This window comes from Agrobacterium tumefaciens, from assembly GCF_013337285.1.
Taxonomy (GTDB): domain Bacteria; phylum Pseudomonadota; class Alphaproteobacteria; order Rhizobiales; family Rhizobiaceae; genus Agrobacterium; species Agrobacterium burrii.
Genome location: NZ_SUPW01000003.1, coordinates 14,936 through 36,518, shown reverse-complemented (window position 1 = coordinate 36,518; position 21,583 = coordinate 14,936). Strand labels below are relative to the sequence as shown.

General features: G+C 60.7%; 20 protein-coding genes and 1 riboswitch. Of the genes, 11 read left to right on the top strand and 9 right to left on the bottom strand.

The window, feature by feature from the left end; genetic code table 11:
* Nucleotides 1-80: 80 nt before the first annotated feature.
* A complete protein-coding gene (locus tag FCH38_RS10295) occupies nt 81-1,454 on the bottom strand; it encodes an aspartate aminotransferase family protein (RefSeq protein WP_153514678.1) in 1,374 nt (457 codons plus the stop codon).
* 14 nt (nt 1,455-1,468) lie between these two features.
* The gene (locus tag FCH38_RS10290; protein ID WP_174373689.1) at nt 1,469-2,305 is read right to left on the bottom strand and encodes a GNAT family N-acetyltransferase; all 837 of its coding nucleotides are present in this window, start codon (nt 2,303-2,305) and stop codon (nt 1,469-1,471) included.
* 322 nt (nt 2,306-2,627) lie between these two features.
* Between FCH38_RS10290 and FCH38_RS10285 the strand changes: the two genes are divergently transcribed.
* Complete coding sequence (locus tag FCH38_RS10285; protein ID WP_174373688.1) at nt 2,628-3,296, top strand: haloacid dehalogenase type II; 669 nt, start codon at nt 2,628-2,630, stop codon at nt 3,294-3,296.
* A gap of 14 nt (nt 3,297-3,310) precedes the next feature.
* Nucleotides 3,311-4,585, top strand: a complete 1,275-nt coding sequence (locus tag FCH38_RS10280) for an NAD(P)/FAD-dependent oxidoreductase (RefSeq protein ID WP_174373687.1) — start codon at nt 3,311-3,313, stop codon at nt 4,583-4,585.
* Between the two features lie 213 nt (nt 4,586-4,798).
* Here FCH38_RS10280 and FCH38_RS10275 read toward each other — a convergent pair whose 3' ends face one another.
* The 6 genes from FCH38_RS10275 to argE form a co-directional block, all read right to left on the bottom strand.
* Nucleotides 4,799-6,256, bottom strand: a complete 1,458-nt coding sequence (locus tag FCH38_RS10275; protein WP_174374010.1) for an NAD-dependent succinate-semialdehyde dehydrogenase — start codon at nt 6,254-6,256, stop codon at nt 4,799-4,801.
* Between the two features lie 15 nt (nt 6,257-6,271).
* On the bottom strand, nt 6,272-7,315 hold the full coding sequence (locus FCH38_RS10270; protein ID WP_174373686.1) for a tartrate dehydrogenase: 1,044 nt from the start codon (nt 7,313-7,315) through the stop codon (nt 6,272-6,274).
* Nucleotides 7,316-7,329: 14 nt separating this feature from the next.
* Entirely contained in the window at nt 7,330-8,793 is a 1,464-nt protein-coding gene (locus FCH38_RS10265; protein WP_174373685.1) for an aldehyde dehydrogenase family protein, read from the bottom strand.
* A 192-nt stretch (nt 8,794-8,985) separates the two neighbouring features.
* A complete protein-coding gene (locus FCH38_RS10260; RefSeq protein WP_004438300.1) occupies nt 8,986-9,342 on the bottom strand; it encodes a cupin domain-containing protein in 357 nt (118 codons plus the stop codon).
* A gap of 29 nt (nt 9,343-9,371) precedes the next feature.
* Complete coding sequence (locus FCH38_RS10255; RefSeq protein ID WP_174373684.1) at nt 9,372-10,295, bottom strand: 2-hydroxyacid dehydrogenase; 924 nt, start codon at nt 10,293-10,295, stop codon at nt 9,372-9,374.
* Between the two features lie 24 nt (nt 10,296-10,319).
* A complete protein-coding gene (gene argE / locus FCH38_RS10250; RefSeq protein WP_174373683.1) occupies nt 10,320-11,444 on the bottom strand; it encodes an acetylornithine deacetylase in 1,125 nt (374 codons plus the stop codon).
* A gap of 241 nt (nt 11,445-11,685) precedes the next feature.
* Here argE and FCH38_RS10245 point away from each other — a divergent pair, with 241 nt between their 5' ends.
* From FCH38_RS10245 to FCH38_RS10225, 5 genes are all read left to right on the top strand, one after another.
* Nucleotides 11,686-12,564: a GNAT family N-acetyltransferase gene (locus FCH38_RS10245; protein WP_153514691.1), complete on the top strand. Its 879-nt coding sequence runs from the start codon at nt 11,686-11,688 to the stop codon at nt 12,562-12,564.
* Between the two features lie 39 nt (nt 12,565-12,603).
* Nucleotides 12,604-12,839: riboswitch (cobalamin riboswitch) on the top strand.
* A 160-nt stretch (nt 12,840-12,999) separates the two neighbouring features.
* Nucleotides 13,000-14,031, top strand: a complete 1,032-nt coding sequence (locus tag FCH38_RS10240; protein ID WP_174373682.1) for an ABC transporter substrate-binding protein — start codon at nt 13,000-13,002, stop codon at nt 14,029-14,031.
* A complete protein-coding gene (locus tag FCH38_RS10235; protein WP_174373681.1) occupies nt 14,028-15,056 on the top strand; it encodes an iron chelate uptake ABC transporter family permease subunit in 1,029 nt (342 codons plus the stop codon). Before FCH38_RS10240 ends, FCH38_RS10235 begins: the two co-directional genes overlap by 4 nt.
* Nucleotides 15,053-15,853: an ABC transporter ATP-binding protein gene (locus tag FCH38_RS10230; protein WP_174373680.1), complete on the top strand. Its 801-nt coding sequence runs from the start codon at nt 15,053-15,055 to the stop codon at nt 15,851-15,853. The genes FCH38_RS10235 and FCH38_RS10230 overlap by 4 nt, the downstream gene beginning before the upstream one ends.
* Nucleotides 15,854-15,945: 92 nt before the next feature.
* On the top strand, nt 15,946-16,323 hold the full coding sequence (locus FCH38_RS10225; protein WP_404944546.1) for a pseudoazurin: 378 nt from the start codon (nt 15,946-15,948) through the stop codon (nt 16,321-16,323).
* A 17-nt stretch (nt 16,324-16,340) separates the two neighbouring features.
* Here FCH38_RS10225 and FCH38_RS10220 read toward each other — a convergent pair whose 3' ends face one another.
* A complete protein-coding gene (locus tag FCH38_RS10220) occupies nt 16,341-17,165 on the bottom strand; it encodes a class I SAM-dependent methyltransferase (RefSeq protein WP_174373678.1) in 825 nt (274 codons plus the stop codon).
* A gap of 112 nt (nt 17,166-17,277) precedes the next feature.
* Between FCH38_RS10220 and FCH38_RS10215 the strand changes: the two genes are divergently transcribed.
* The 4 genes from FCH38_RS10215 to FCH38_RS10200 all read left to right on the top strand — a co-directional run bounded on the left by FCH38_RS10215 (nt 17,278) and on the right by FCH38_RS10200 (nt 21,460).
* Nucleotides 17,278-18,411, top strand: coding sequence for an ABC transporter substrate-binding protein (locus tag FCH38_RS10215; protein ID WP_174373677.1), 1,134 nt, complete (start codon nt 17,278-17,280; stop codon nt 18,409-18,411).
* Nucleotides 18,412-18,507: 96 nt separating this feature from the next.
* Nucleotides 18,508-19,647, top strand: coding sequence for an ABC transporter substrate-binding protein (locus FCH38_RS10210; protein WP_174373676.1), 1,140 nt, complete (start codon nt 18,508-18,510; stop codon nt 19,645-19,647).
* Nucleotides 19,644-20,711: a FecCD family ABC transporter permease gene (locus tag FCH38_RS10205; RefSeq protein ID WP_174373675.1), complete on the top strand. Its 1,068-nt coding sequence runs from the start codon at nt 19,644-19,646 to the stop codon at nt 20,709-20,711. Before FCH38_RS10210 ends, FCH38_RS10205 begins: the two co-directional genes overlap by 4 nt.
* On the top strand, nt 20,705-21,460 hold the full coding sequence (locus tag FCH38_RS10200) for an ABC transporter ATP-binding protein (RefSeq protein ID WP_174373674.1): 756 nt from the start codon (nt 20,705-20,707) through the stop codon (nt 21,458-21,460). Before FCH38_RS10205 ends, FCH38_RS10200 begins: the two co-directional genes overlap by 7 nt.
* Nucleotides 21,461-21,583 lie beyond the last annotated feature (123 nt).

Genomic DNA, 21,583 nt, shown 5'->3' with positions numbered 1-21,583 from the left:
GGCTCTTCGGCAGAATATTGCGAATATGCGGTGCGTCGCGACATTTAGAGAAGGTGTCGTGACACAGCCGGGTTGCCGCTTCAGGCCATCGCTGCCCGCACGGCGGGGTCTTCGAGCGTCTGGTCGAGGGTTTTCAGTGTCCGCTCGACAATGGCGTCGATCTCGCTATCGGTGCAGCAAAGCGGCGGTGCGTAGCCCAGTATGCCGTTTGCGAAGGCGCGCACGACAAGCCCGTTTTCCCAGGCGCGGTCGAAAACCTTGCGTGCAGGGGCCGCCGCTGCCGGCAGCGGGGTTTTCTTGTCCTTGTCGGTCACAAGCTCGACGGCGGCGAGCATGCCGCGACCGCGCACATCGCCAACCAGCGGGTGGGCTCGAAGGCTCTCCAGCCCGGCCATCAATCGCGCCCCGGCGCGGCGACCATTTTCCAGCAGCCCGCCCTCGTAGAGTTTCAGCACTTCCAGCCCGACGGCGGCGCTGACGGGGTGGGCGGAATAGGTATAGCCGTGCCCGACGGCCGCATCGCCTGCGAAGTCGGCAATTGTATCATAAACATGATCGGCCATGAAGACCGCGCCCATTGGAACATAACCCGATGTCAGACCCTTTGCGGCAGTGATGAAGTCCGGCACGATATCCTCGTCGGCACAGGCAAACAGCGGTCCGGTGCGGCCAAAGGCGGTGATGACTTCGTCAGCGACGAACAGGATGCCATAGGAGCGGCAGAGTTCGCGCATTGCCTTGATCCAGCCCGGTGGCGGCACCAGAACACCGCCCGAGCCCTGAATGGGTTCGGCATAAAAGGCTGCAACCCGATCCGGTCCAATAGTCTCGATCTTGTCCTTCAGAATTTGCAGGGAGGAAGCGATGATGGCGGCCGGGTCGCTGCCGACCGGGTTACGGTAGGCATAATGCGACGGGATTTTATGCTGCCAGTCGTAAGGCACGCCAAAACCGGCATGAAAAGCGGGCAGGGCGGTGAGGCCCGAACCGGCCGTGGTGGAGCCGTGATAACCCTGTTCAATGGAAATGAACTGGTCACGTTGCGGCTCACCCTTTGCATGCCAGTAATAACGAATGAAGCGGATGGTGCTGTCCACCGCGTCCGAACCGCCAAGCGTGAAATAGACGTGGTTGAGATCGCCGGGCGCACGGTCGGCAAGCTCGGAGGCGAGCCGGATGGCCGGTTCGCTGCCAATGTCGAAATAGGCGGTGGCATAGGGCAGTTCGCGCATCTGCTTTGCCGCCGCCTCGACGATGCTGTCATGCCCGTAACCGGCATTGACGCACCAGAGACCGGCAAAACCATCGATCAGCTGATGGCCGGTCATATCGGTGATGGTGGCGCCCTTTGCCGATTTCAGCACGCGCACACCGAGCTTTTCATGGCCGCGGAAGGAAGAGACGGGGTGCACCAGATGGGCTCGGTCTAGTTCGATCAGTGAATTGCTTAACATAGGTCTCTCCAGATTTAGCCCAGTGCCTGGCTGGTCAATGCGAATGTTTTCAGTTTTTTGTCGGCAGGGATTTCGGCTTTGGCCCGGCGCATGGCGATGCCACCGCCGACATGACCAAGACCCTGTTCGGCAAGCCAGGGGCCGAGACCGGTATCCGCTGTGGTGTCCACACGCAGGAATGCGCCGGGGCGCTCGGAAAGCACGAAAGCGATCAGATCCCGGGCGATTTCAGCATTTTCCGCCACAACCGGGCCGATGACCTCGCCGCGACCGAAGGCGCGCAGGCCCACGAAACCCGTGATGACGCCTTGTTCTTTCACGACCGCGAACCGCGCCCTGTCGGCAAGTTGCGTAAAGAGTGCCGTGCGGTCTGCGCCGAAAGCCTGCGCATCAAGGGTGGCGAGTTCGGCCGGAACAATGGTCTCCGCCCACGCCACACCGGCTGGCTTATCGGTCGCAACCGGAATTCCCTGATGCTGGAGCACCTCGCCGCAGGCGGCAAATCCCAGCTTCTCGTAAAGCGGAAGACCATCGGCGGTGGCGGTCAGGCGGCATTCGCGATTTTCAGCGGCGTCGAGGGCTGCATTCATCAACTGGCGTCCGAGGCCACGGCCGCGCATGGTCTCGTCGACGATCACCATATTGACGCTGGCGCAGGTGTCGCCAAGAAGCGTCGCCATCGCAGTGCCGACGACGCGACCGTTTTCCAGCGCGACAAAGCCTTTGCTTAAGGAAAGGACCAGCGCCCAGTCTTCCCGGCGGTGTGGCCAGCCGGCCTGGCGGGAAAGTTCGACGGCGGCATCGAGATGTTGAGGCTCGAAATTCTGGATATTGATCAGGCTGGCTTGCATGGCCCAACTCCGTTTATTCTGCTCATTTATTGATAGACCGGGGGTAAAAGAACATTGTCCCGACGAATGGCAAGGTTCGATATGTTTCACTGTTGCTTTTACCCGCTGCCGCATCTTATGCCGCGTGTTATTCGCTTTCGATGCCGGGGCAGGGGCGCACGGGAGGTCAGGAGATATGCCAACGCAACTCTCTGCCAAACTGGCGGCTGCATACGCAACAATCTGCTTCCACTGATGGCAATTGCGGTGCGCCGACCGGGCAAAGGCTTTCTATGATCAATCATTCCGGCACGGCCGATCTCCAAGCAAGGATGACCACGACATGACCATCTTCCGCCCGAAATACATTTCCTTCGATTGCTACGGCACGCTGATCAATTTCCAGATGGCCGAGGCCGCCCGCGATCTTTACAGTGATCGTCTCGACGAAGCGCAGATGCAGCAGTTCATCAAGAATTTTTCGGCCTACCGTCTGGATGAGATCATGGGCGACTGGAAGCCCTATGCGCAGGTCGTCCACAATTCCCTGTCGCGCAGCTGCAAGCGCAACGGCGTTGCGTTCAAGGATGAGGACGCGACCTTCGTTTACGAGCGCGTTCCGACCTGGGGTCCGCATGCGGATGTGCCGGCGGGTCTCGCCAAGGTGGCGAAGGAAATTCCGCTGGTCATCCTGTCCAACGCCATGAATTCGCAGATCATGTCGAATGTCGAAAAGCTCGGTGCGCCCTTCCATGCGGTCTACACGGCCGAGCAGGCGCAGGCCTACAAGCCGCGCTTCCAGGCTTTCGAATATATGTTCGACATGCTCGGCTGCGGCCCGGAAGATATGCTGCACGTTTCTTCCTCGTTCCGTTACGACCTGATGTCGGCCCATGATCTCGGCATCAAGAACAAGGTCTGGGTTAACAGAGGCCACGAGCCGGCCAACCCCTATTACGGTTACGTCGAGATCGCCGACATCTCCGGTCTCGCGGGCGTCGTCGGACTGTAAGGAAGGACTGGATCATGAAGCTCGTCTCCTATTGGCACGATACCGCGCCCCTGTTTGCGGGGGCGGCGCAGGGTCCTGTCGAGGGCCACTATGATGTGGCCGTCATCGGTGGCGGCTTCACGGGTCTGGGTGCTGCGCGCCAACTGGCCAAGGCCGGTGCGCGCGTCGTCGTTCTGGAAGGGCAACGCGTCGGCTGGGGCGCTTCCGGCCGCAATGGCGGGCATCTCAACAATGGCCTTGCCCATTCCTATCTTTCCGCCAAGGCGGAACTGGGCAAGGAGCGCGCCATCGCTCTCTACAAGGCGCTGGATGATTCAGTCGATACGCTGGAAGCCCTGATTGCCGAGGAAGGCATCGATTGCAACTTTCGCCGTTCGGGCAAACTGAAACTTGCCTCCAAGCCGCAGCATTTCGAAGGTCTGGCCAAGAATTTCGAGGCGCTGCATGCCGAGGTCGATCCCGATACGGCGCTTCTGTCCGCCGCCGATCTCAAGGCGGAAATCGGCTCGCCCTTTTATGGCGGCATGCTGTCGAAGAAGAGTGCCATGATGCATATGGGCCGCTATGTGGCAGGCCTTGCTGAGGCTGCCAGCCGACATGGTGCGGTGATTTTCGAAAATGCGGCGGTGACGAAGCACATTCAGAACGGCAAGACCCACACGCTGGAAACGACACGCGGCAAAGTGACGGCCGACAACGTTCTGGTGGCGACCGGGGCCTACACACCCTCCGGCTTCAGCTATTTCCGCCGCCGCATCATCGCGGTCGGCAGCTTCATCATCGCCACGCGGCCGCTCACGGATGCCGAGGTCAAGGCATCGGTTCCGGGCAACCGCACCTATGTCAACTCCATGAATATCGGCAATTATTTCCGGCTGGCGCCGGATAACCGGCTGATCTTCGGCGGCCGCGCCCGCTTTTCCGCGACATCGGATCAGCGCTCGGATGCCAAGAGCGGCGCGATCCTGACGGAAAGTCTGCACCGCATCTTCCCGCAGCTGTCACATGTGCCGATCGATTATTGCTGGGGCGGTCTGGTCGACATGACCAAGGACCGTTATCCACGCGCCGGTTTTCATGACGGGGTATGGTACGCCATGGGCTATTCCGGCCACGGCGCGCAGCTCTCCACCCATCTCGGCATGATTATGGCGGATGCCATTCTGGGGCGACCGGATAATAATCCCCTGAAGGGGCTGGACTGGCCGGCGGTGCCGGGCCATTTCGGCAAGCCGTGGTTCCTGCCGGTGGTGGGGCTTTATTACAAGATGCTGGATAAGTTTCAGTAGAGCGCATCATCGCGTGCCGAGAGGCGATCTCCCCCACACTCGACGTTATCCTCGGACTTGATCCGAGCATCCACGGCTGCACGAAGAATGGATCCTCGGGTCAAGCCCGAGGACGACGGAGGAGAGGGCGGCCACCGCGCCGTTTTTTTCTTGCGCCGGCGCAAAAAGAAGGGCCGCAGAGCGGCCCTTTAGGCGGGGAGAAAGAAGTGGGGCTCAGGCAAGCCCGCCGATGTGGAACGTCTTTATTTCCAGATATTCCTCGATGCCGGCCTGTGCGCCTTCCCGGCCGAGGCCGGATTGCTTGACACCGCCGAAGGGGGCGACTTCGGTGGAGATCGCGCCGGTGTTGAGGCCGACCATGCCGAATTCCAGCGCTTCGCCCACACGCCAGGCGCGTTTGAGGCTCTCCGTGTAGAAATAGGCGGCAAGGCCGAAGGGCGTTCCGTTGGCGATGGCGAGGGCTTCCTCTTCGGTCTCGAAGCGGAAGAGCGGCGCGACGGGGCCGAAGGTCTCTTCGCTTGCCAGCCGCATCGCCGTCGTAGCGCCTGTCAGTACCACGGGGGCGGTATATTGCGGGCCTTCCGGCAGATTATGCGGCTTGGTGATGATCTTCGCGCCCTTGGAGATCGCGTCGTCGATATGGGCGCGGATTTTGGCGATGGCAGGCTCGTTGATCATCGGACCGATGGCAACGCCCGGCTCCGTTCCGGGACCGACCCGCATGGCATCGACGCGATCCGCTAGTTTCTTCGCGAAGGCATCGTAAACGCCTGACTGAACCAGAATCCGGTTGGCGCAGACGCAGGTCTGGCCGCCATTGCGGAATTTCGAAACCAGCGCGCCTTCAATGGCCAAATCCAGATCGGCATCGTCGAACACGATGAAAGGCGCGTTGCCGCCAAGTTCCAGCGACAGCCTTTTGACGCTATCGGCCGCACCACGCATCAAAAGCGAGCCGACGCGGGTGGAGCCGGTGAAGGAAATTTTCCGCACCGTCTCGTTGGCCATGATTTCGTTGCCGATCTCCGTCGGCATGCCGGTGACGATGTTGATGACACCTGTGGGAATGCCGGCCCGTTCGGCAAGCACGCCAAGCGCCAAGGCTGAATAGGGCGTGAATTCCGAAGGCTTGATGACGACGGTGCAGCCGGCGGCAAGGGCAGGTGCAACCTTGCGGGTGATCATCGCATTCGGGAAGTTCCATGGCGTGATGATGCCGCAGACGCCGACCGGTTCCTTCAGCACCACGATGCGGCGATCCGGCGTCGGCGAAGGGATGGTGCCGCCGCTGATGCGTCGGGCCTCTTCGGCAAACCATTTGACGAAGGACGCGCCATAGCGGATTTCGCCCTTCGCCTCGTCCAGCGGCTTGCCCTGTTCGATGGTCAGGATCAGGCCGAGATCGTCGACATGCTCGATCATCAGCGCGAACCACTTTTCGAGAAGCGCTGCGCGCTCCGCGTGGGTCTTTTTCTTCCACGGCCCGAAAGCGGCGTTGGCGGCTTCGATCGCCGCGCGGGTTTCCGCGCCGCCCATGTCAGGCACCGTGCCGATCACCGCCTGTGTCGCCGGGTCGATCACGTCGACCACCTTGCCCGATGCCGCCGCTTTCCATGCGCCGCCGATCAAGCCTGTCTGGCGAAAGAGGTCCTTGTCCTTCAAACCCTGCATCATCTGTCTCCGAAATCAGTCGAGCGCCGCGAGAACTGCGGCAGTAATGGCGTCCGTCTTGTCCTTGCCCGGCACGGTGCCGATGCCTTTGCCGGTCGCCTTTTCGAGCGCCGCCATGATCTTCGCGGCTGCGTCATGTTCGCCGAGATGATCGAGCATCATAGCGCCGGACCAGATTGCGGCAATCGGGTTGGCGATACCGAGATGGGCGATATCGGGGGCCGAACCATGCACCGGCTCGAACATCGAGGGCGCGCTGCGGTCCGGATTGATATTGGCGGAGGCGGCAAAACCGAGGCCGCCCTGAATGGCGGCACCCAGATCGGTCAGAATATCGCCGAACAGGTTAGAGGCGACCACGACATCGAGGCTTTCCGGGGCCATCACCATGCGTGCCGCCATGGCGTCGATATGGTAGCTCGAAACCTCGACATCAGGATATTCCGCTGCGAGCTTTTGCGTCACCTCGTCCCAGAACACCATGGAGTATTTCTGGGCGTTGGACTTGGTGACGGAGGCGAGTTTGCCGCGACGTTTCTGTGCCTGCTCGAAACCGAAGCGCAAAATGCGCTCCACGCCCTTGCGGGTGAAGATCGAGGTTTCGACGGCTACTTCGTCGTCCGTGCCCTGATGCACGCGCCCGCCGGCACCGGAATATTCACCCTCGGTATTTTCACGGATGCAGAGAATGTCGAAGCCACCGGCTTTCAGTGGTCCCTGCACGCCGGGCAGCAGCCGGTGCGGGCGGATATTGGCATATTGCACGAAGGCCTTGCGGATCGGCAGCAGCAGGCCGTGCAGCGACACCGAATCCGGCACCTGCGCCGGCCAGCCGACAGCGCCCAGCAGAATGGCGTCGAAACCGCGCAGGGTCTCGATGCCGTCCTTGGGCATCATCGCGCCGGTTTCCTTGTAGAAGGCGCAGGACCAGGGGAATTCGGTGCCTTCGAGCGCAAAACCGGCGGTCTTGGCGGCGGCGTTGAGCACCTGCCACGCGGCGTCGGTCACGCTTTTGCCGATGCCGTCTCCGGGAATGAGTGCGATACGATGCGTTTTCAAGACGTTTCCCTCGTTTACAGTCCAATCAGGACGCTTTTGCTCTTGCGGTTGGCGAGATAGGCCTCCCGCCCGAGATCCTTGCCGATGCCGGAGCGTTTGTAACCGCCGGTCGGCAAGATGTGGTCGCGCGAGCGGCCATAACGGTTGACCCAGATCGTTCCGGCCTGAATTGCGCGCGACAGGCGCAGGACACGCGAAATATCCCGGCTGAAAAGACCCGCCGCCAGACCGTAGGTCGGATGATCGGCAAGCGCCAGTGCCTCTTCTTCCGTGCGGAAGGTTTGCAGCGTCAGCACTGGCCCGAAGATTTCTTCTGTCACGGCAGGCGAGGTCTGGTCGACATTGGCGATCAGCGTCGGCTGGTAGAAATAGCCGGGGCCGTCCATGTTCGCACCGCCCGTCAGGCATTCGCCGCCATGGGCGACGGCGGCCTGCACGATGCTGTCGATGCGCTTGCGCTGGACGTCGGAAATGATCGGCGAATATTGCGTCGCCTCGTCCCATGTCGGGCCGGGCTTGACGGCCTTCATGCGGGCGATGATCGCCGCCGAAAGTGCCTCGGCCGCACTTTCCTCGACGATGATGCGCGAACCGGCCACACAGGCCTGCCCGGCATTGGAGAGAATATTGCCGGCAATCGCTGCCGCCGCCTTTTCGATATCCGCATCGGCAAAAACCAGCTGCGGGCTTTTGCCGCCAAGTTCCAGCGTCATCGGTTTGATGCCGGTGCGGGCGACATTGGCCATGATGGCGCTGCCTGCGGCGGTGGAGCCGGTGAAGCTGACTTTCGAAATGTCGGGGTGTCCGGTAATCGCGTTGCCCGTCACCGCGCCATCACCCAAAACGATGTTGATGAGACCTGCCGGCAATCCGGCCTTGATGGCCAGTTGCGCCATGAAAACGCAGGAGAATGGCGTCATTTCGGACGGTTTCAGCACCACGGCATTGCCGGCAGCGAGAGCCGGACCAAGCTTCCAGCCGGCCATGGACACCGGATAATTCCAAGGCGTGATGGCGCCGACGACGCCATAGGGCTCGGTCATGATCATGCCGAGACTTGTGTCGTCGGTCGGCACCAGATCGCCGCCTTCCTTGTCCGCAAACTCGGCAAAGAAGCGGATTTGCTCGGCGGTGACGGCGATATCGCCGGCAATCAGGTGGCCCACGGGACGCGTCGAGGATAGCGCCTCGATTTTCGCCAGCGTCTCAGCTTCAGCTTCGATCAGATCGGCCCAGCGTTGCAGCACCTTGGTGCGTTCACGTGGACGTACGCCGCCCCAGTTGCTGCTTTTCAGTGCGGCCTTGGCGGTTTGCACCGCTTCATCCACCAGCGCCGCATCCGCCTTGGGGCAGCCGGCATATTCCATGCCGTCCGAAGGGCGGTGCATGTCGATGCCGTTTGCAGCCGGGATCAGCCGGTCGCCGATGAAGTGGCCGATCGGCAGGGATAGGCTGTCTGGATCGAAGCTGAGCGTCATGGGAAATCCTCTGTGGATATGCCCTTAAAACTACTCCCTGCCGGCAAGTGAGATCGACCGACTGCGGCGGGGACGGTGAACGAAAATCCCGTTTTGTCACCGGCAGACAGCGCAATCTTCGGCGATGCGCTGCCTGTGGTGTTTTTGCGGTTTCCGCGACCGCGACCGATTTCGAAAATGCCGGGTTTCACCTCATCCGTTCACTGTGACGTAAATCTTGCGCACCGTCTCGATGGTCTTCCAGACGCCGACGAAACCCGGCTTCATGACGAAGCTGTCGCCTGCCGTATAACGCTGCGGTTCGCCGCCATCAGGCGTGATTTCGATGACGCCGGCCAGAATATGGCAGAACTCGAAGGTTTCGCCCTTGATCGAGCGGCTTTCGCCCGGGGTCGCTTCCCAGATGCCGGTTTTTACGGTGCCGTCGCGGGCTTCGTCCAACGCCCAGGTCTTGAACGAGGGATCGCCGGCGATGAGGCGTTCCGGCAAGGCCTTGGAGGCCTTCGGCTCGAAATCGGGATTGGTGTCGATGGGCTTGAGAAGCGGCATAGATTTTCCTTTCAGAGATGGGTGGCTGATCAATATCCGCGGCTGCGGTCGACGAGGCCGAGCGGTTCGAGACCGGTTTCGTATCGTTTGATGTTATCAACGACGGTGCGGGCGGCGGAATGGGGTTGGGTGACGCTGGCAATATGCGGCGTCAGCAGAATTTTCGGATGCGTCCAGAAACGGTGGCCTTCCGGCAGGGGTTCGGGATCGGTGACGTCGATCACGGCGCCTGAAAGCCTGCCGCTATCCAGCGTGTCGATGAGGGCGTCATGGTCGAGCTGCCTGCCGCGCCCGGCGTGAACCAGAGCCGCGCCTTCGGGGAGCGAATTCAGACGCTCGGCATTCAGAAGTCCGGTCGTCTCATCGGTCAGCGGCAGCAGGCAGACCAGAATATCGCTGGTGGAGAGGATGGTGCCCAATCCCTCATCGCCATGATGACAGGTGACGCCATCGATCTTGCGCGGCGAGCGGCTCCAGCCGGACAGTGGAAAACCGAAAGGTTTCAGCCGCTCCAGTGCTGCAACACCCAGCATGCCGAGGCCGAGAATGCCCACCCGGCACTCTTCCGCCTGACGCTGGGGCAGGGCTTTCCACAATTGCTGGCGCTGCTGTTTCAAATAGACCGGCAGGTTGCGATGAAGGGCAAGCACGCCGAGGCAGACATATTCCTGCATCATGCGGATAATGCCCTCATCCACCATGCGCACGACCTTTACCGTGTCCGGGATGGCCTCGATGTGAAACTGATCGACACCCGCGCCGATCGAAAAGAGCACTTCGAGATTGCGATATCGGGCGATGTCGTCAGGCACCGTCCAGGTGATGAGATAACGCACCGCATCGGGATCGACGCTCGAAACATCCATCGAAAACGGCAGATTGGGAAACTCTGTGACCAGGGCCTGCCGGAAGATTTCACCGCGTTTTGCGTCGGAATTGAAGAGAAAGGTCATCTGAAATCCATATGTCCCGAAGTTTTAAACCGCGCAGCGGTGGCCGAGCGTTTCCAGCATCGACTGGCAGGCTGAAAGCTCAGCCGCCGTAATGAACTCGTCCGGTTTGTGAGCGCGGCCGATATCGCCCGGGCCGCAGATGATGGCATCTATGCCCGCCGCCTGAAAAAGCCCGGCCTCCGTGCCGTAGCTGACGGCTGCGAGGTTGGGGGTGCCGGTCAGTTCCTCCAGAAGCAGGGCGAGCGGTGCATCGGCTGGAAGCGACAGCGCGGGGTAAGCGCTCATCGGTGTCCATTCGATATCGACGCCCTTTGCGGCGAGCGCTTCGACGGCGCTTCGTACCGGCTCCAGCAGGGCGAGCGGGGAGACGCCCGAAATTGCCCGCGCTTCCAGTTCGATGGCGCAATGATCGGGGATGATGTTGATTGCCTGCCCGCCTTTGACCGTGCCGATCTGCAAGGAGGAGTAGGGCGGTTCGAAGGTCGCTTCGAACGGTCCCCGCGTCAGCACATCAGCGGTTTCGACTGCTTTCACCATGATGCCGGTCATCAGGTGAATGGCGTTCACCCCCTGATCTGGACGCGACGAGTGGCCTGACCGACCACGCAGCGTGATGCGCGCCGCGGCCTTGCCCTTGTGGGCGCGAACGGCGCGCATATTGCTTGGCTCGCCGATGATCACGCCCGCCGGCGGGGCGCACAACTCCGGCAATCTGGCGATGAGATGGGGAACGCCGCGACAGCCCGCTTCTTCGTCATAGGAAAAGGCGATATGTATCGGTCGTTTCAGCGCCATGCGCGAAAATGCCGGTGCTGCGGCGAGAACCGTGGCGAGAAAACCTTTCATGTCGGTGGTGCCGCGTCCGTATAGCCGGTCGCCTTCGGTTCTGAGCGTAAACGGATCGGAGCTCCATTCCGGTTCACCGGCCGGCACGACATCCATGTGGCCGGAGAGGATATAACCGGCGCGATCGGCTGGACCAAAACTGGCGAAGAGATTGGCGCGGTCGCCCTCCGGTCCCGGCAATAGCGAGACTTTCGCGCCGTGGCTTTCCAGATAATCCGCAATCCATCCGGCAATATCGCCATTGGCGGTTCCGACGATGGACGGGAAGGCGACGAGACGCTCAAGGATTTCGATTGCGTTCATGGTCTTCCCCACAGGTCTTCCCCACTGGCCGGCCGTTTATGCTGGCCGGATTATTCATCGCAGAAGCTTAGAGTGGCCGGCGGCGTTTATCTGCTGAAATGCCGATGATTTCGGTAGATTGTTGTGTCCTTCCAGTGCTTTCAGAAAATTCGTGCTGGCGAGGCTGGTTATCTTCGGATGTCATGGGCTGGGCTGCCGGGACTCCAAGGTTCCGCGCCGGGGGGAATGAGAGCCGTTTGCTATGGAGCTGCTCAAAGTCGATAGTTTCGAATTGCGGACCGTGGATATCGCCGATGTGGAGGCCGATCATCTGCATGCCTTGTCCATGGCTGTCGGATGGCGTTATCACGCCAATGAATGGTGTTTCCTGAGGCAATGCGGCGTCGGCCTTGCCGCACTGGACGAGATCGACCGCGTCGTCGCAACCGCCATGCTTTTTCCCTATGATCCGAATTTCGCGACGCTTGGCATGGTCATCGTTTCTCCCCGTCTGCAGGGTCAGGGCGTCGCACCCTGGCTTGTGCGACAGCTTTCGGCAAAGTATCCTGCCGCCGCCTTGCGGTTGAATGCAACGGAGGTGTCGCGGCGACTTTTTTCCTCGCTGGGTTTTGCCGGAGATACGGAAAAGGTGCATCTCCTGCGGGGCAAGGCGCATTGCGCCACCGAGACGCCACAGCTCGGCAGAAAACAGCGGATCGAGCCGCTTTCGGAAGATCAAATTTCCGCCGTGGAGGATCTGGATCAGGCAGCTTTCGGCGTTTCGCGCCGGGGCGTCCTGCAACGTCTGCTGCGGGAGAATGCCGGTTACGGCCTGTTCGAGGCGGACCGTCTTGTCGCCTTTGCACTGCGCCGTGCGGCGGGGCGGGGCCATATTGTCGGCCCGGTCGTTGCGGGTGACGAGGCGGATGCGATCGCGCTGGTCAGGCGGCATTTTGCCGATCTGGAGGGGCAACTTGTCCGGCTCGACGCCGTGCGCGACAGCGGTCTTCTCACCGATTTTCTGGCGCAATCCGGGCTGGTGGAGATCGAAACACTCACCACCATGTCGAAAAACGCGCCGCAACCGGCCGGTTTTGGTGCGGGACAAATTTTCGCGTTGGCAGGCCCGTCTTTGTGCTGAGCTGCGGCACTATCGCAATTGACGCCCCGCTTCTTGCGCCGTATGTGAGAAAGCGACGGTTCCTGCAGCCGAAAGGCGAAGGGATTAATAGGGAACATGGTGCGGGTGATGATGATCGCCCAATGCCGTGGCTGCCCCCGCAACTGTAAGCGGATTGCCGTTCATCCTCGTGACGCTTCAAAGGCGTCATGCCACTGCATTCTCTAAAATGCGGGAAGGCAGATGAGCGGCGTAAATTCGTGAGCCAGGAGACCTGCCGTCAAAATATGAACCATCGTTACGGGCGGGGAAGCCCGGAGGAGGAAATTGTAATGTTATTTCATAACATTTGGTTTGCGTCCCGTCGTTGTTCTCCGTACAAGACGTTCCGCTGTTGCTGCGCGTTCTAACGCCTGCTGCTCTGGAACAAGCGATTTAATTTCGACTGGAGAACACATGTTTATTTCTGGACGCCTGCCGGCCTATGCCGGCTTTCTGGCCGCTGCGCTTGCGGTTTTGCCTGTCGCTTCCGCCCATGCTGCCGAAACGGTCTATCCCCTGACGATCAACAGCTGCGGTCAGGACATCACCTTCAAACAGGCGCCCGCCCGCACCGTATCCGTCGGCCAGAGCACGACCGAGGTGCTCTATCTTCTCGGCGTTGCAGACAGGGTGGTAGGCACCGCGCTGTGGATCGGCCCGGTTCTGAAGGGTTACGAAGAAGCCAATGCCAGGGTGGAGCGGCTGGCCGACAATGATCCGAGTTTCGAGGCCGTCGTCGGCAAGAGGCCGGATCTGGTGACGACGCAGTTCCAGTGGCAGATCGGCCCGGAAGGTGTTGTCGGTACGCCGGCGCAATTCGCCGAGCTGGGTATTCCCGTCTATACCTCACCTGCCGATTGCGTCGGCAAGGACAATTCCGGCGGCGGTGACGGCGTGCGCAAGACCGGTTTCACCATGGATCTGATCTATCAGGAAGTCCGCGATCTCGCCAAGATCTTCAACGTGCAGGATCGCGGTGAAGAGGTCGTTGCCGACCTGAAGAAGCGCGAGGAAGCCGCCCGCGCCAAGATAGCCTCGGCGAATGGCAAGCTTTCGGCCGTCTTCTGGTTCTCCAGTGCCGAACTGGATATCGACCCCTATGTAGCGGGCCGCCATGGCGCGCCTGGTTACATCATGTCGGCGCTGGGGCTGACCAATATCATCGAAAGCGATGAGGAATGGCCGACCGTCGGCTGGGAAACCATCGCCAAGGCCAACCCGTCTGTCATCGTCGCCGGCAAGATGGACCGTCGTCGTTTCCCCGCCGATGACGTGGCGGTCAAGCACAAGTTCCTCGCAACCGATCCCGTGGCCAGCATCATGCCCGCCGTCACGCAAGGTCATGTCTTTGACATGGATGCGCAGGCGATGAACCCGACCATCCGCACGATCGAAGGCATTGAAACGCTGGCCGAAGCGATCTCGGCTGCCGGCCTCGCCAAGTGAACGGTCTTTCCGTCAATCTCGGCAGGGCGGGGCTGGCTTTTGCCGCAATCGCCCTGCTGCTCGTCGCGCTGATGGCCGGAGCGGCGATCGGCGAGACCGCTATTCCGTTCGATGTGGTGGCGAAAACCATTGCCAACCGCGTCTTCCATGCGGGTTACCCGCTGGAGCCGCTGGATGAAGGCATCGTCTGGAGTTACCGTCTCAGCCGCGCCGTTGTCGCCGCCTGTTGCGGTGCTTCGCTGGCGCTTGCCGGTGCAGTGCTGCAATCGCTTCTGCGCAACCCGCTTGCCGATCCCTATATTCTCGGCATTTCCGCAGGCGCTTCCACCGGCGCGGTGGCCGTGGCGCTCCTGGGTTTTGGCGCAGGGTTCCTGACCATGCCGGCCGGCGCGTTGATCGGAGCTTTCGTGGCGTTCTCGCTGGTCAGCCTGCTGGCGGTGCGGGCGGGACACGGCAACAGCGCCATCATTCTGGCGGGGGTGGCCGGTTCACAGCTATTCAATGCCATGACCTCGTTCATCGTCACCAAATCCGCCAATGCCGAACAGGCGCGCGGTATCATGTTCTGGCTTCTGGGCAATCTTTCCGGTGTGCGCTGGCCGGATGTCTGGCTGGCTCTGCCGGTCTGTATTGCCGGTCTTGCGGTGTGCCTCTGGTATTCCCGCGCGCTGGATGCCTTTGCCTTCGGCGGTCAGGCTGCCGCCTCGCTTGGCATTCCGGTGCGCCGGACCTATGCGGTGCTCATTTCGGTTTCGGCGATCATGACGGCGGTCATGGTGTCGCTGGTCGGCTCCATCGGCTTCGTCGGTCTCGTCATTCCCCATGCGGCCCGTATTTTCGTCGGCGTTCGCCACGGGTTGCTGCTGCCGGTAACGGCGCTGACCGGCGCGGTGTTCATGATCGTCGCCGATATTCTCTCGCGCATCGTCATTCCCGGTCAGGTGCTGCCGATCGGCGTGATTACCGCGCTCGTCGGCGCGCCGGCTTTCGCCTTCATCCTCGGGCAGAAAAGGGGGCGTTCATGAAATTATCCGCCCACGACCTGCATTTCCACGCCGGCAATGTCGATATTGTCAGCGGCGTTTCGCTCGATGTCGGGTCCGGGGAGTTTCTGGGCATTATCGGCCCGAACGGTTCCGGCAAAAGCACGCTGCTTTCGATGCTGGCCGGCATCCGCAAGCCGCGCCGAGGCCATGTCACCCTTGGTGAGGAGCCGCTTGCCTCCTTCGGGCGGCGTGAACTGGCGCGCCGGCTGGCCTTTGTGGAACAGCAGGCGGAAACCACCGAGCGCATCACCGCCCGACAAGCCGTGGAACTGGGGCGCACGCCCTATCTCGGCCCGCTCTCCGCCTGGTCGGCCAGTGACGATGCCATCGTTGATGCCGCGCTCGACAATGTCGATATGGCGGACAAGGCGGAACGATACTGGCACCATCTTTCCGGCGGCGAACGACAGCGCCTGCATATCGCCCGCGCCTTGGCACAACAGCCGCATATCCTGCTGCTGGATGAGCCGACCAACCATCTCGATATCGGCCACCAGATCGGCCTGCTCGATCTGGTGCGGCGGCAGGGGCTGACGGTTGTGGCGGCGTTGCATGATCTCAATCACGCCGCGATGTTTTGCGACCGCGTCGCCATCATGCATTGCGGCCAGATGATCGCGGCCGGTCCACCGCGCGAGGTTCTCACATCGGCGACGATCGCCGATGTTTTCGGGGTGCAGTCCGTCGTCACCACGGATGAGGGCGGCTTTTCCCATATTCGTTTTCTGCCGGCGCATGGAGCGGCCGATCAGACAAAGAAAGCACTGGTACGATGACGAGATCGAAAAAGCTTCGCCTTGGCTTGCAGCCGCGTAGCGCTCTGGCTGGAATTATCTTGGTGCTGGCCACGGGTCTTCCCTTGCAGGCCATGGCCGAAACCTTCGAGGTGAAAATGCTGAACCGGGGCGAAAAAGGCCCGATGGTGTTCGAGCCCGATTTTCTGGAGATTGCCCCCGGCGACCGCGTGCGCTTCGTACCCACCCATAAGAGCCACAATGCCGCGACCATCGACGGCATGATTCCTGATGGTGCCGAGGGTTTCAAGAGCCGGATCAACGACGAATTCGAGACTGCTTTCGACAGGCCGGGCTTTTACGGTATCAAATGCTCGCCGCATTACGGCATGGGTATGGTCATGCTGATCAAGGTGGGGGAGGCGACCTTGCCGCAGAGCTACAGGACGGTCGACGTGCCCGGACGCGCCAAGCCCCGGCTGGACGATCTCTTTGAGCAGGCCGAAAAATGAGACGGCTCTGGCCGTCCTCAGTCTTTCGCGGACATATCCGGCTTCACGGCGCAGACCGCATAACGGTGCTGCAGGCCACGCAGAATGCCCTTCAGCAGGCTGAAGTTTTTCGACTGGGCGCGATGGATGGCCTGAAGATCCTGATCGACCGCAACGGGTTCGAAACCAGTGGCGCGCAACAGCGCCGCGACATCACCGGCCCGCGCGCCGCTGGAAAAATAGACCCGTGAAAGAATGCTGTTGAAAGCATTGCCCGGATCCGCCGGCTTGTGCGGCTGGTCCGGTTTCACGAGGCCGATGCCTTCCAGACCTGCGGCCAGTTTCTTGACGAGTTTTTCGCGCCAGCCGGTATTGACGAAATCGCCGTCGACAATCAGCAGCCGTCCACCCGGTTTCAGCACGCGGAACCATTCGGCAAAGCTCGCCTGTGGGTCCACCAGTGTCCAGACGAGATGGCGCGTGATGATGACATCGGCGCTTTCATCCGGCTCCATGGTATTTTCGGCATCGCCGACAAAAAAGCGGATGTTGCGGCCGCGGGTTTTGGCTTTTTCGCGGGCAAGCGCCAGCATGGTTTCCGACCAGTCCATGCCGGTGACCTGAAAACCGAGATCGTCCATCAGATGGGAGATGACGCCGGTTCCGCTGGCGAGATCGAGCGCCTTGCGGCCCTCTCCCTGTCCCAGATGCTTCAAAAGCAGCGCATGCCAGGCTTTACGCTCATCTTCGGAAAAAATCTCGTGTCCGGGGGAGAGATCGAAGGTCGCGGCGCGGCCGGACCAATAGGCTTTGATTTCATCTCGCAGGCTGTCGTTCTTGCCATACTGGATTGTGTCGATCATCGGGTTCAACTCATGTGCCGGTTAGTTAAGAATGGCTCTAAAACATAAATCTTGACTAGTATAGTCAGAAAATAATACAGCCGCGCCAGTCAACACTGGAGAGCAATATCCGATGCGCATCTCAGCCAAATCTGCGGCACTTGCCCTTGGCCTTCTCGTATCCGCCGCCTGGCCGGCATTGGCCGAAAAGGTCACCGTCAAGGATGTGACCGGTCGGGATGTCGAAGTCAATGTTCCCGTTTCGCACGTCATTCTCGGCGAAGGCCGGCAGATTTATTTCCTGGCGGCGCTCGACAAGGAGAACCCTTTCCAGCACGTCGTCGGTTGGCGCGATGACCTGGCCAAGGCCGATCCGGAAACCTATGACGCCTATCTTGCCAAATATCCTGAGATTGCCAAGCTGCCGACCTTCGGCGGTATGAAGGACGGCACTTTCGACGTCGAGCAGGCCGTTGCGCTGAAGCCGGACGTGATCCTGATGAATATCGACGCCAAGACGGCGACCGAAGAGGCCGGCTACATCGAAAAGCTCGCCAAGGTCGGCATTCCCCTTGTTTATGTCGACTTCCGCGAAAAGCCGATGGAAAACACCGAGCCGAGCATGCGCCTGATGGGCAAGCTGACGGGCAAGGAAAAGATCGCCGAGGACTTCATCAAGCTCCGTGCCGACTCCATCGCCAAGGTCACCGATACGCTTGAAAAGGCCAATCCGAAGAAGCCGGTGGTGTTCGTCGAGCGCGCCGGCGGTTACTCCGACGATTGCTGCATGTCCTTCGGCAACGAGAATTTCGGCAAGATGGTCGAGCTTGCCGGCGGCATCAACATGGCCAAGGATATCATTCCCGGCACCTTCGGCACCGTCAATCCGGAACAGATCATCGCCTCCAACCCGGAGCAGATCATCATCACCGGCGGCAACTGGAATGGTTACGTTCCAGGCGGCAACTGGGTCGGCGTCGGTTATGGTGCTGATGTCAAGGAAGCGCATCGCAAGCTGGAAAACCTCACCAAGCGCCCGGCCTTTACCGGCGTGCAGGCGGTGAAGGACGGCAATGTCCATGCCATCTGGCACCAGTTCTACAACAATCCCTACCAGTTCGTGGCCATTCAGGAAATCGCCAAGTGGCTGCATCCTGATCTCTTCAAGGATCTCGATCCCGAGGCGACCTTCAAGGAACTGCATGCCCGCTTCCTGCCGCTTGATTACAAGCCCGGCTACTTCGTGTCGCTGAAGGACGCGAAATAAGACAGGGACGGTGAAGAGGAGCGCCGTCCGTTCGATGGATGAGGCCGCAGTGATGCGGTTTCATCATTTTCTTTTGGAACTCAATGAGGACTTCTCATGCGGCTCAATGCTCTGAGGCATCTTGCGGTGCTGGCCTTCTCTCTTCTCGCCATGACAGCCCATGCAGGCGAGATCACCGATGTTACCGGTCGCAAGGTCGAGCTGGACCTGCCGGCCAAGCGTGTCATCGTTGGCGAAGCCCGCCAGGTCCATGTCATCGCGGCGCTCAAGGGCGACCAGACCTTCGACACCATTGTCGGCTGGCGCGACGATCTGCTCAAGAAAGACCCCGACAGCTACGCCGCCTATGTCGAGCGTTTTCCGCAGATCGAAAAACTGCCGCGCTTCGGTTATGTGCCGCAGGGCGATTTCAGCCTCGAGACGGCCATCACCCTGTTGCCAGACGTGATAACCCTCAATCTGGAAGCGGAAAAATCCGCCAGGGAAAGCGGCTTCGAAGAGAAGGCCGCCGCTGCCGGCATCAAGATCGTCTATCTCGATTTCCGCATCGATCCCGAGAAGAACAGCGAAGCCTCGATCGAAATCCTCGGAAAAATGTTCGGCGCTGAAGAGCGCGCCAGGGAATTCATCGCCTATCGCCGTGCCGAAATCGCCCGTGTGACGGACCGGCTCGCCAGCGTTAAAGACCTCAAGCGCCCGAATGTCTTCATCGAGCGTGCGCCCGGCATTTCCGGCGAGAACAATTGCTGCCGCACCTTCGGTCCGGTCAATTTCGGCGCGATGGTCGATCTCGCCGGCGGCCGTAATATTGCCGACGGCATCATCACCACGACCTTCGGCGATCTCAATCCCGAACAGCTGGTCGTTGCCGATCCGGAGCACGTCATCGTCACCGGCTCCAACTGGGCGGCGGAATCCGACATCAACCAGTTCGTTCCCGTCGGACGCGGTGCCGACATGGCGCTTTCGCGCGAGCGGCTGACCAATCTGATGAAGCGCACGCCGTTTCCGGAACTGAAGGCCGTTAAGGAGGGCAGCGTCCATGCCGTCTGGCACCAGTTCTACGGTGCGCCTTACGAGTTTTTCCCCATCCAGCAATTTGCCAAGTGGTTCCATCCAGACCTTTTCGCTGATCTCGATCCGGAAAAGAATTTTGAGGAATTTCATCGGAAATTCCTGCCTGTCACCTACAAGCCGGGCTATTTCGCCTCGCTCGAAAAAGGTTTCAACCAATGAGTTCGCTGAATGAAAGCGCCGTTGGCGTCAGTGGGCGCGATCAATATCGCGCCCTTGCCGCGCGCAGGATCATTATTCTTGTCGGGCTTTTCATTGCCCTGTGTTTCAGCATGGCCGCGGACATGGCGCTCGGCCCGGCGCGCTATACCATCTCCCAGGTTCTGGCGACCATTGCCGATCCGGCCGCTGCTGCAAACCAGCTGCGGGTGGTGATCTGGGATATCCGTATGCCGATTGCGCTGATGGCGGTCACCGTCGGTGCATCGCTGTCGGTTGCGGGCGCGCAGATGCAGACCATTCTGTCCAACCCGCTCGCCAGCCCCTTCACGCTCGGCATTTCGGCCGCCGCAAGTTTTGGCGCGGCGCTGGCACTTGTCGGCGGCGTGGCGATCTTTCCGGCTGCCGTGCATTACATGGTGCCGATCAATGCCTTCATCATGGCCATGGTTGCGGCGCTGTTCATCCATTTCGCCTCGACGCTGCGCGGTGTGACGGTCGAAACCATCGTGCTTCTCGGCATCGCGCTGGTCTTCACCTTCAATGCGGCCCTGTCGCTGCTGGAATATCTGGCCTCCGAACAGGCGCTCGCCGCCGTCGTTTTCTGGACCATGGGCAGCCTGACGAAGGCAACATGGGAAAAGGTCTATGTGACCGCCGCCATCCTCGTCGTCACCGTGCCGATGTTCATGCGCAACGCCTGGGCGCTGACGGCGCTGCGGCTCGGCGATGACAAGGCGGCCAGCATGGGTATCAATGTCCGCCGGCTGCGGTTGCAAACCATGCTGACGGTCAGCCTGCTGGCGGCCATTCCGGTTTCTTTTGTCGGCACCATCGGTTTTGTCGGGCTTGTCGGTCCGCATATCGCCCGCATGCTGGTCGGTGAAGATCAGCGCTTCTTCCTGCCCGGCTCGGTCATCTGCGGCGCGCTGCTTCTGTCGACGACCTCGGTCATCAGCAAGGTCCTCATCCCCGGCGCCATTCTGCCGATCGGGGTCATCACGGCGCTGGTCGGCGTACCGTTCTTTTTCGTGCTTATTTTCGGTAACAGGAGGCGTGCATGGTAGCGCTCGCACTGAAGGATGTCGGTGCCGCCTATGGCCGCACCACTGTTCTGTCCAAAGTCGGCATCGATACGCTGGAAAGCGGCAGCGTGACGGCGGTGATCGGCCCCAATGCCGCAGGCAAATCCACGCTGTTCAAGCGCATTGCCAGCCTGATCTCCGGTCCCGGTCTGGTGGAACTCTCCGATACGGCGCGCGGCAACCGCGCCATCTGCTACATGCCGCAGGATACCGGTGCCAATGCCGTGCTGACGGTCTACGAATCCGTGCTTCTTTCCGCCAAGCAGGACGGCCATAGCTGGCGGGTTCAGGATGATGAGCTGTTTGAGATCGATGCCATTCTCAAGGCGCTGAAAATCCACGATCTTGCCTTCCGCGGCCTCGGCGAATTGTCCGGCGGCCAGCGGCAGCTGGTGTCACTGGCGCAGGCGCTGGCGCGCAAGCCGGAAGTCTTGCTGATGGACGAGCCGACATCGGCGCTCGATCTTCACCGGCAGATCGAAGTTCTGGGCTTCGTGACCGAACTGGCCCAGAAGACCGGCATGATCGTGCTGATCGCCCTGCACGACCTCAACCATGCGCTGCGTTATTGCGAAAATACGATGGTGATCGCGCGTGGTGAGATGGTGGTGAGCGGCAGTACCGAAGCGGTGATAACCTCGGATATGCTGCGCGATATCTATCGCATCGATGCCCGCATCGAGCCCTGTTCGCAGGGTCGGCCGATGGTTATCGTCGACGGAGCTATCTAAAGGCTGCAGAAACAGGCCGCATCTGCCGGGGGCCGCACAAATTCTTGATGACAATAGTCATGAAATATCTGTTCGGCTGACGGTTTGGATGCTAGAGATTTTTATCGGAAATCTGCGCTGCCA

What these genes read in the sequence shown, in the direction of transcription:
- FCH38_RS10295 (WP_153514678.1), bottom strand. Translation starts at nt 1,454, where the DNA reads ATGTTAAGCAATTCACTGATCGAACTAGACCGAGCCCATCTGGTGCAC.
- FCH38_RS10290 (WP_174373689.1), bottom strand. Translation starts at nt 2,305, where the DNA reads ATGCAAGCCAGCCTGATCAATATCCAGAATTTCGAGCCTCAACATCTC.
- FCH38_RS10285 (WP_174373688.1), top strand. Translation starts at nt 2,628, where the DNA reads ATGACCATCTTCCGCCCGAAATACATTTCCTTCGATTGCTACGGCACG.
- FCH38_RS10280 (WP_174373687.1), top strand. Translation starts at nt 3,311, where the DNA reads ATGAAGCTCGTCTCCTATTGGCACGATACCGCGCCCCTGTTTGCGGGG.
- FCH38_RS10275 (WP_174374010.1), bottom strand. Translation starts at nt 6,256, where the DNA reads ATGCAGGGTTTGAAGGACAAGGACCTCTTTCGCCAGACAGGCTTGATC.
- FCH38_RS10265 (WP_174373685.1), bottom strand. Translation starts at nt 8,793, where the DNA reads ATGACGCTCAGCTTCGATCCAGACAGCCTATCCCTGCCGATCGGCCAC.
- FCH38_RS10260 (WP_004438300.1), bottom strand. Translation starts at nt 9,342, where the DNA reads ATGCCGCTTCTCAAGCCCATCGACACCAATCCCGATTTCGAGCCGAAG.
- FCH38_RS10255 (WP_174373684.1), bottom strand. Translation starts at nt 10,295, where the DNA reads ATGACCTTTCTCTTCAATTCCGACGCAAAACGCGGTGAAATCTTCCGG.
- argE (WP_174373683.1), bottom strand. Translation starts at nt 11,444, where the DNA reads ATGAACGCAATCGAAATCCTTGAGCGTCTCGTCGCCTTCCCGTCCATC.
- FCH38_RS10245 (WP_153514691.1), top strand. Translation starts at nt 11,686, where the DNA reads ATGGAGCTGCTCAAAGTCGATAGTTTCGAATTGCGGACCGTGGATATC.
- FCH38_RS10240 (WP_174373682.1), top strand. Translation starts at nt 13,000, where the DNA reads ATGTTTATTTCTGGACGCCTGCCGGCCTATGCCGGCTTTCTGGCCGCT.
- FCH38_RS10230 (WP_174373680.1), top strand. Translation starts at nt 15,053, where the DNA reads ATGAAATTATCCGCCCACGACCTGCATTTCCACGCCGGCAATGTCGAT.
- FCH38_RS10225 (WP_404944546.1), top strand. Translation starts at nt 15,946, where the DNA reads ATGGCCGAAACCTTCGAGGTGAAAATGCTGAACCGGGGCGAAAAAGGC.
- FCH38_RS10220 (WP_174373678.1), bottom strand. Translation starts at nt 17,165, where the DNA reads ATGATCGACACAATCCAGTATGGCAAGAACGACAGCCTGCGAGATGAA.
- FCH38_RS10215 (WP_174373677.1), top strand. Translation starts at nt 17,278, where the DNA reads ATGCGCATCTCAGCCAAATCTGCGGCACTTGCCCTTGGCCTTCTCGTA.
- FCH38_RS10210 (WP_174373676.1), top strand. Translation starts at nt 18,508, where the DNA reads ATGCGGCTCAATGCTCTGAGGCATCTTGCGGTGCTGGCCTTCTCTCTT.
- FCH38_RS10205 (WP_174373675.1), top strand. Translation starts at nt 19,644, where the DNA reads ATGAGTTCGCTGAATGAAAGCGCCGTTGGCGTCAGTGGGCGCGATCAA.
- FCH38_RS10200 (WP_174373674.1), top strand. Translation starts at nt 20,705, where the DNA reads ATGGTAGCGCTCGCACTGAAGGATGTCGGTGCCGCCTATGGCCGCACC.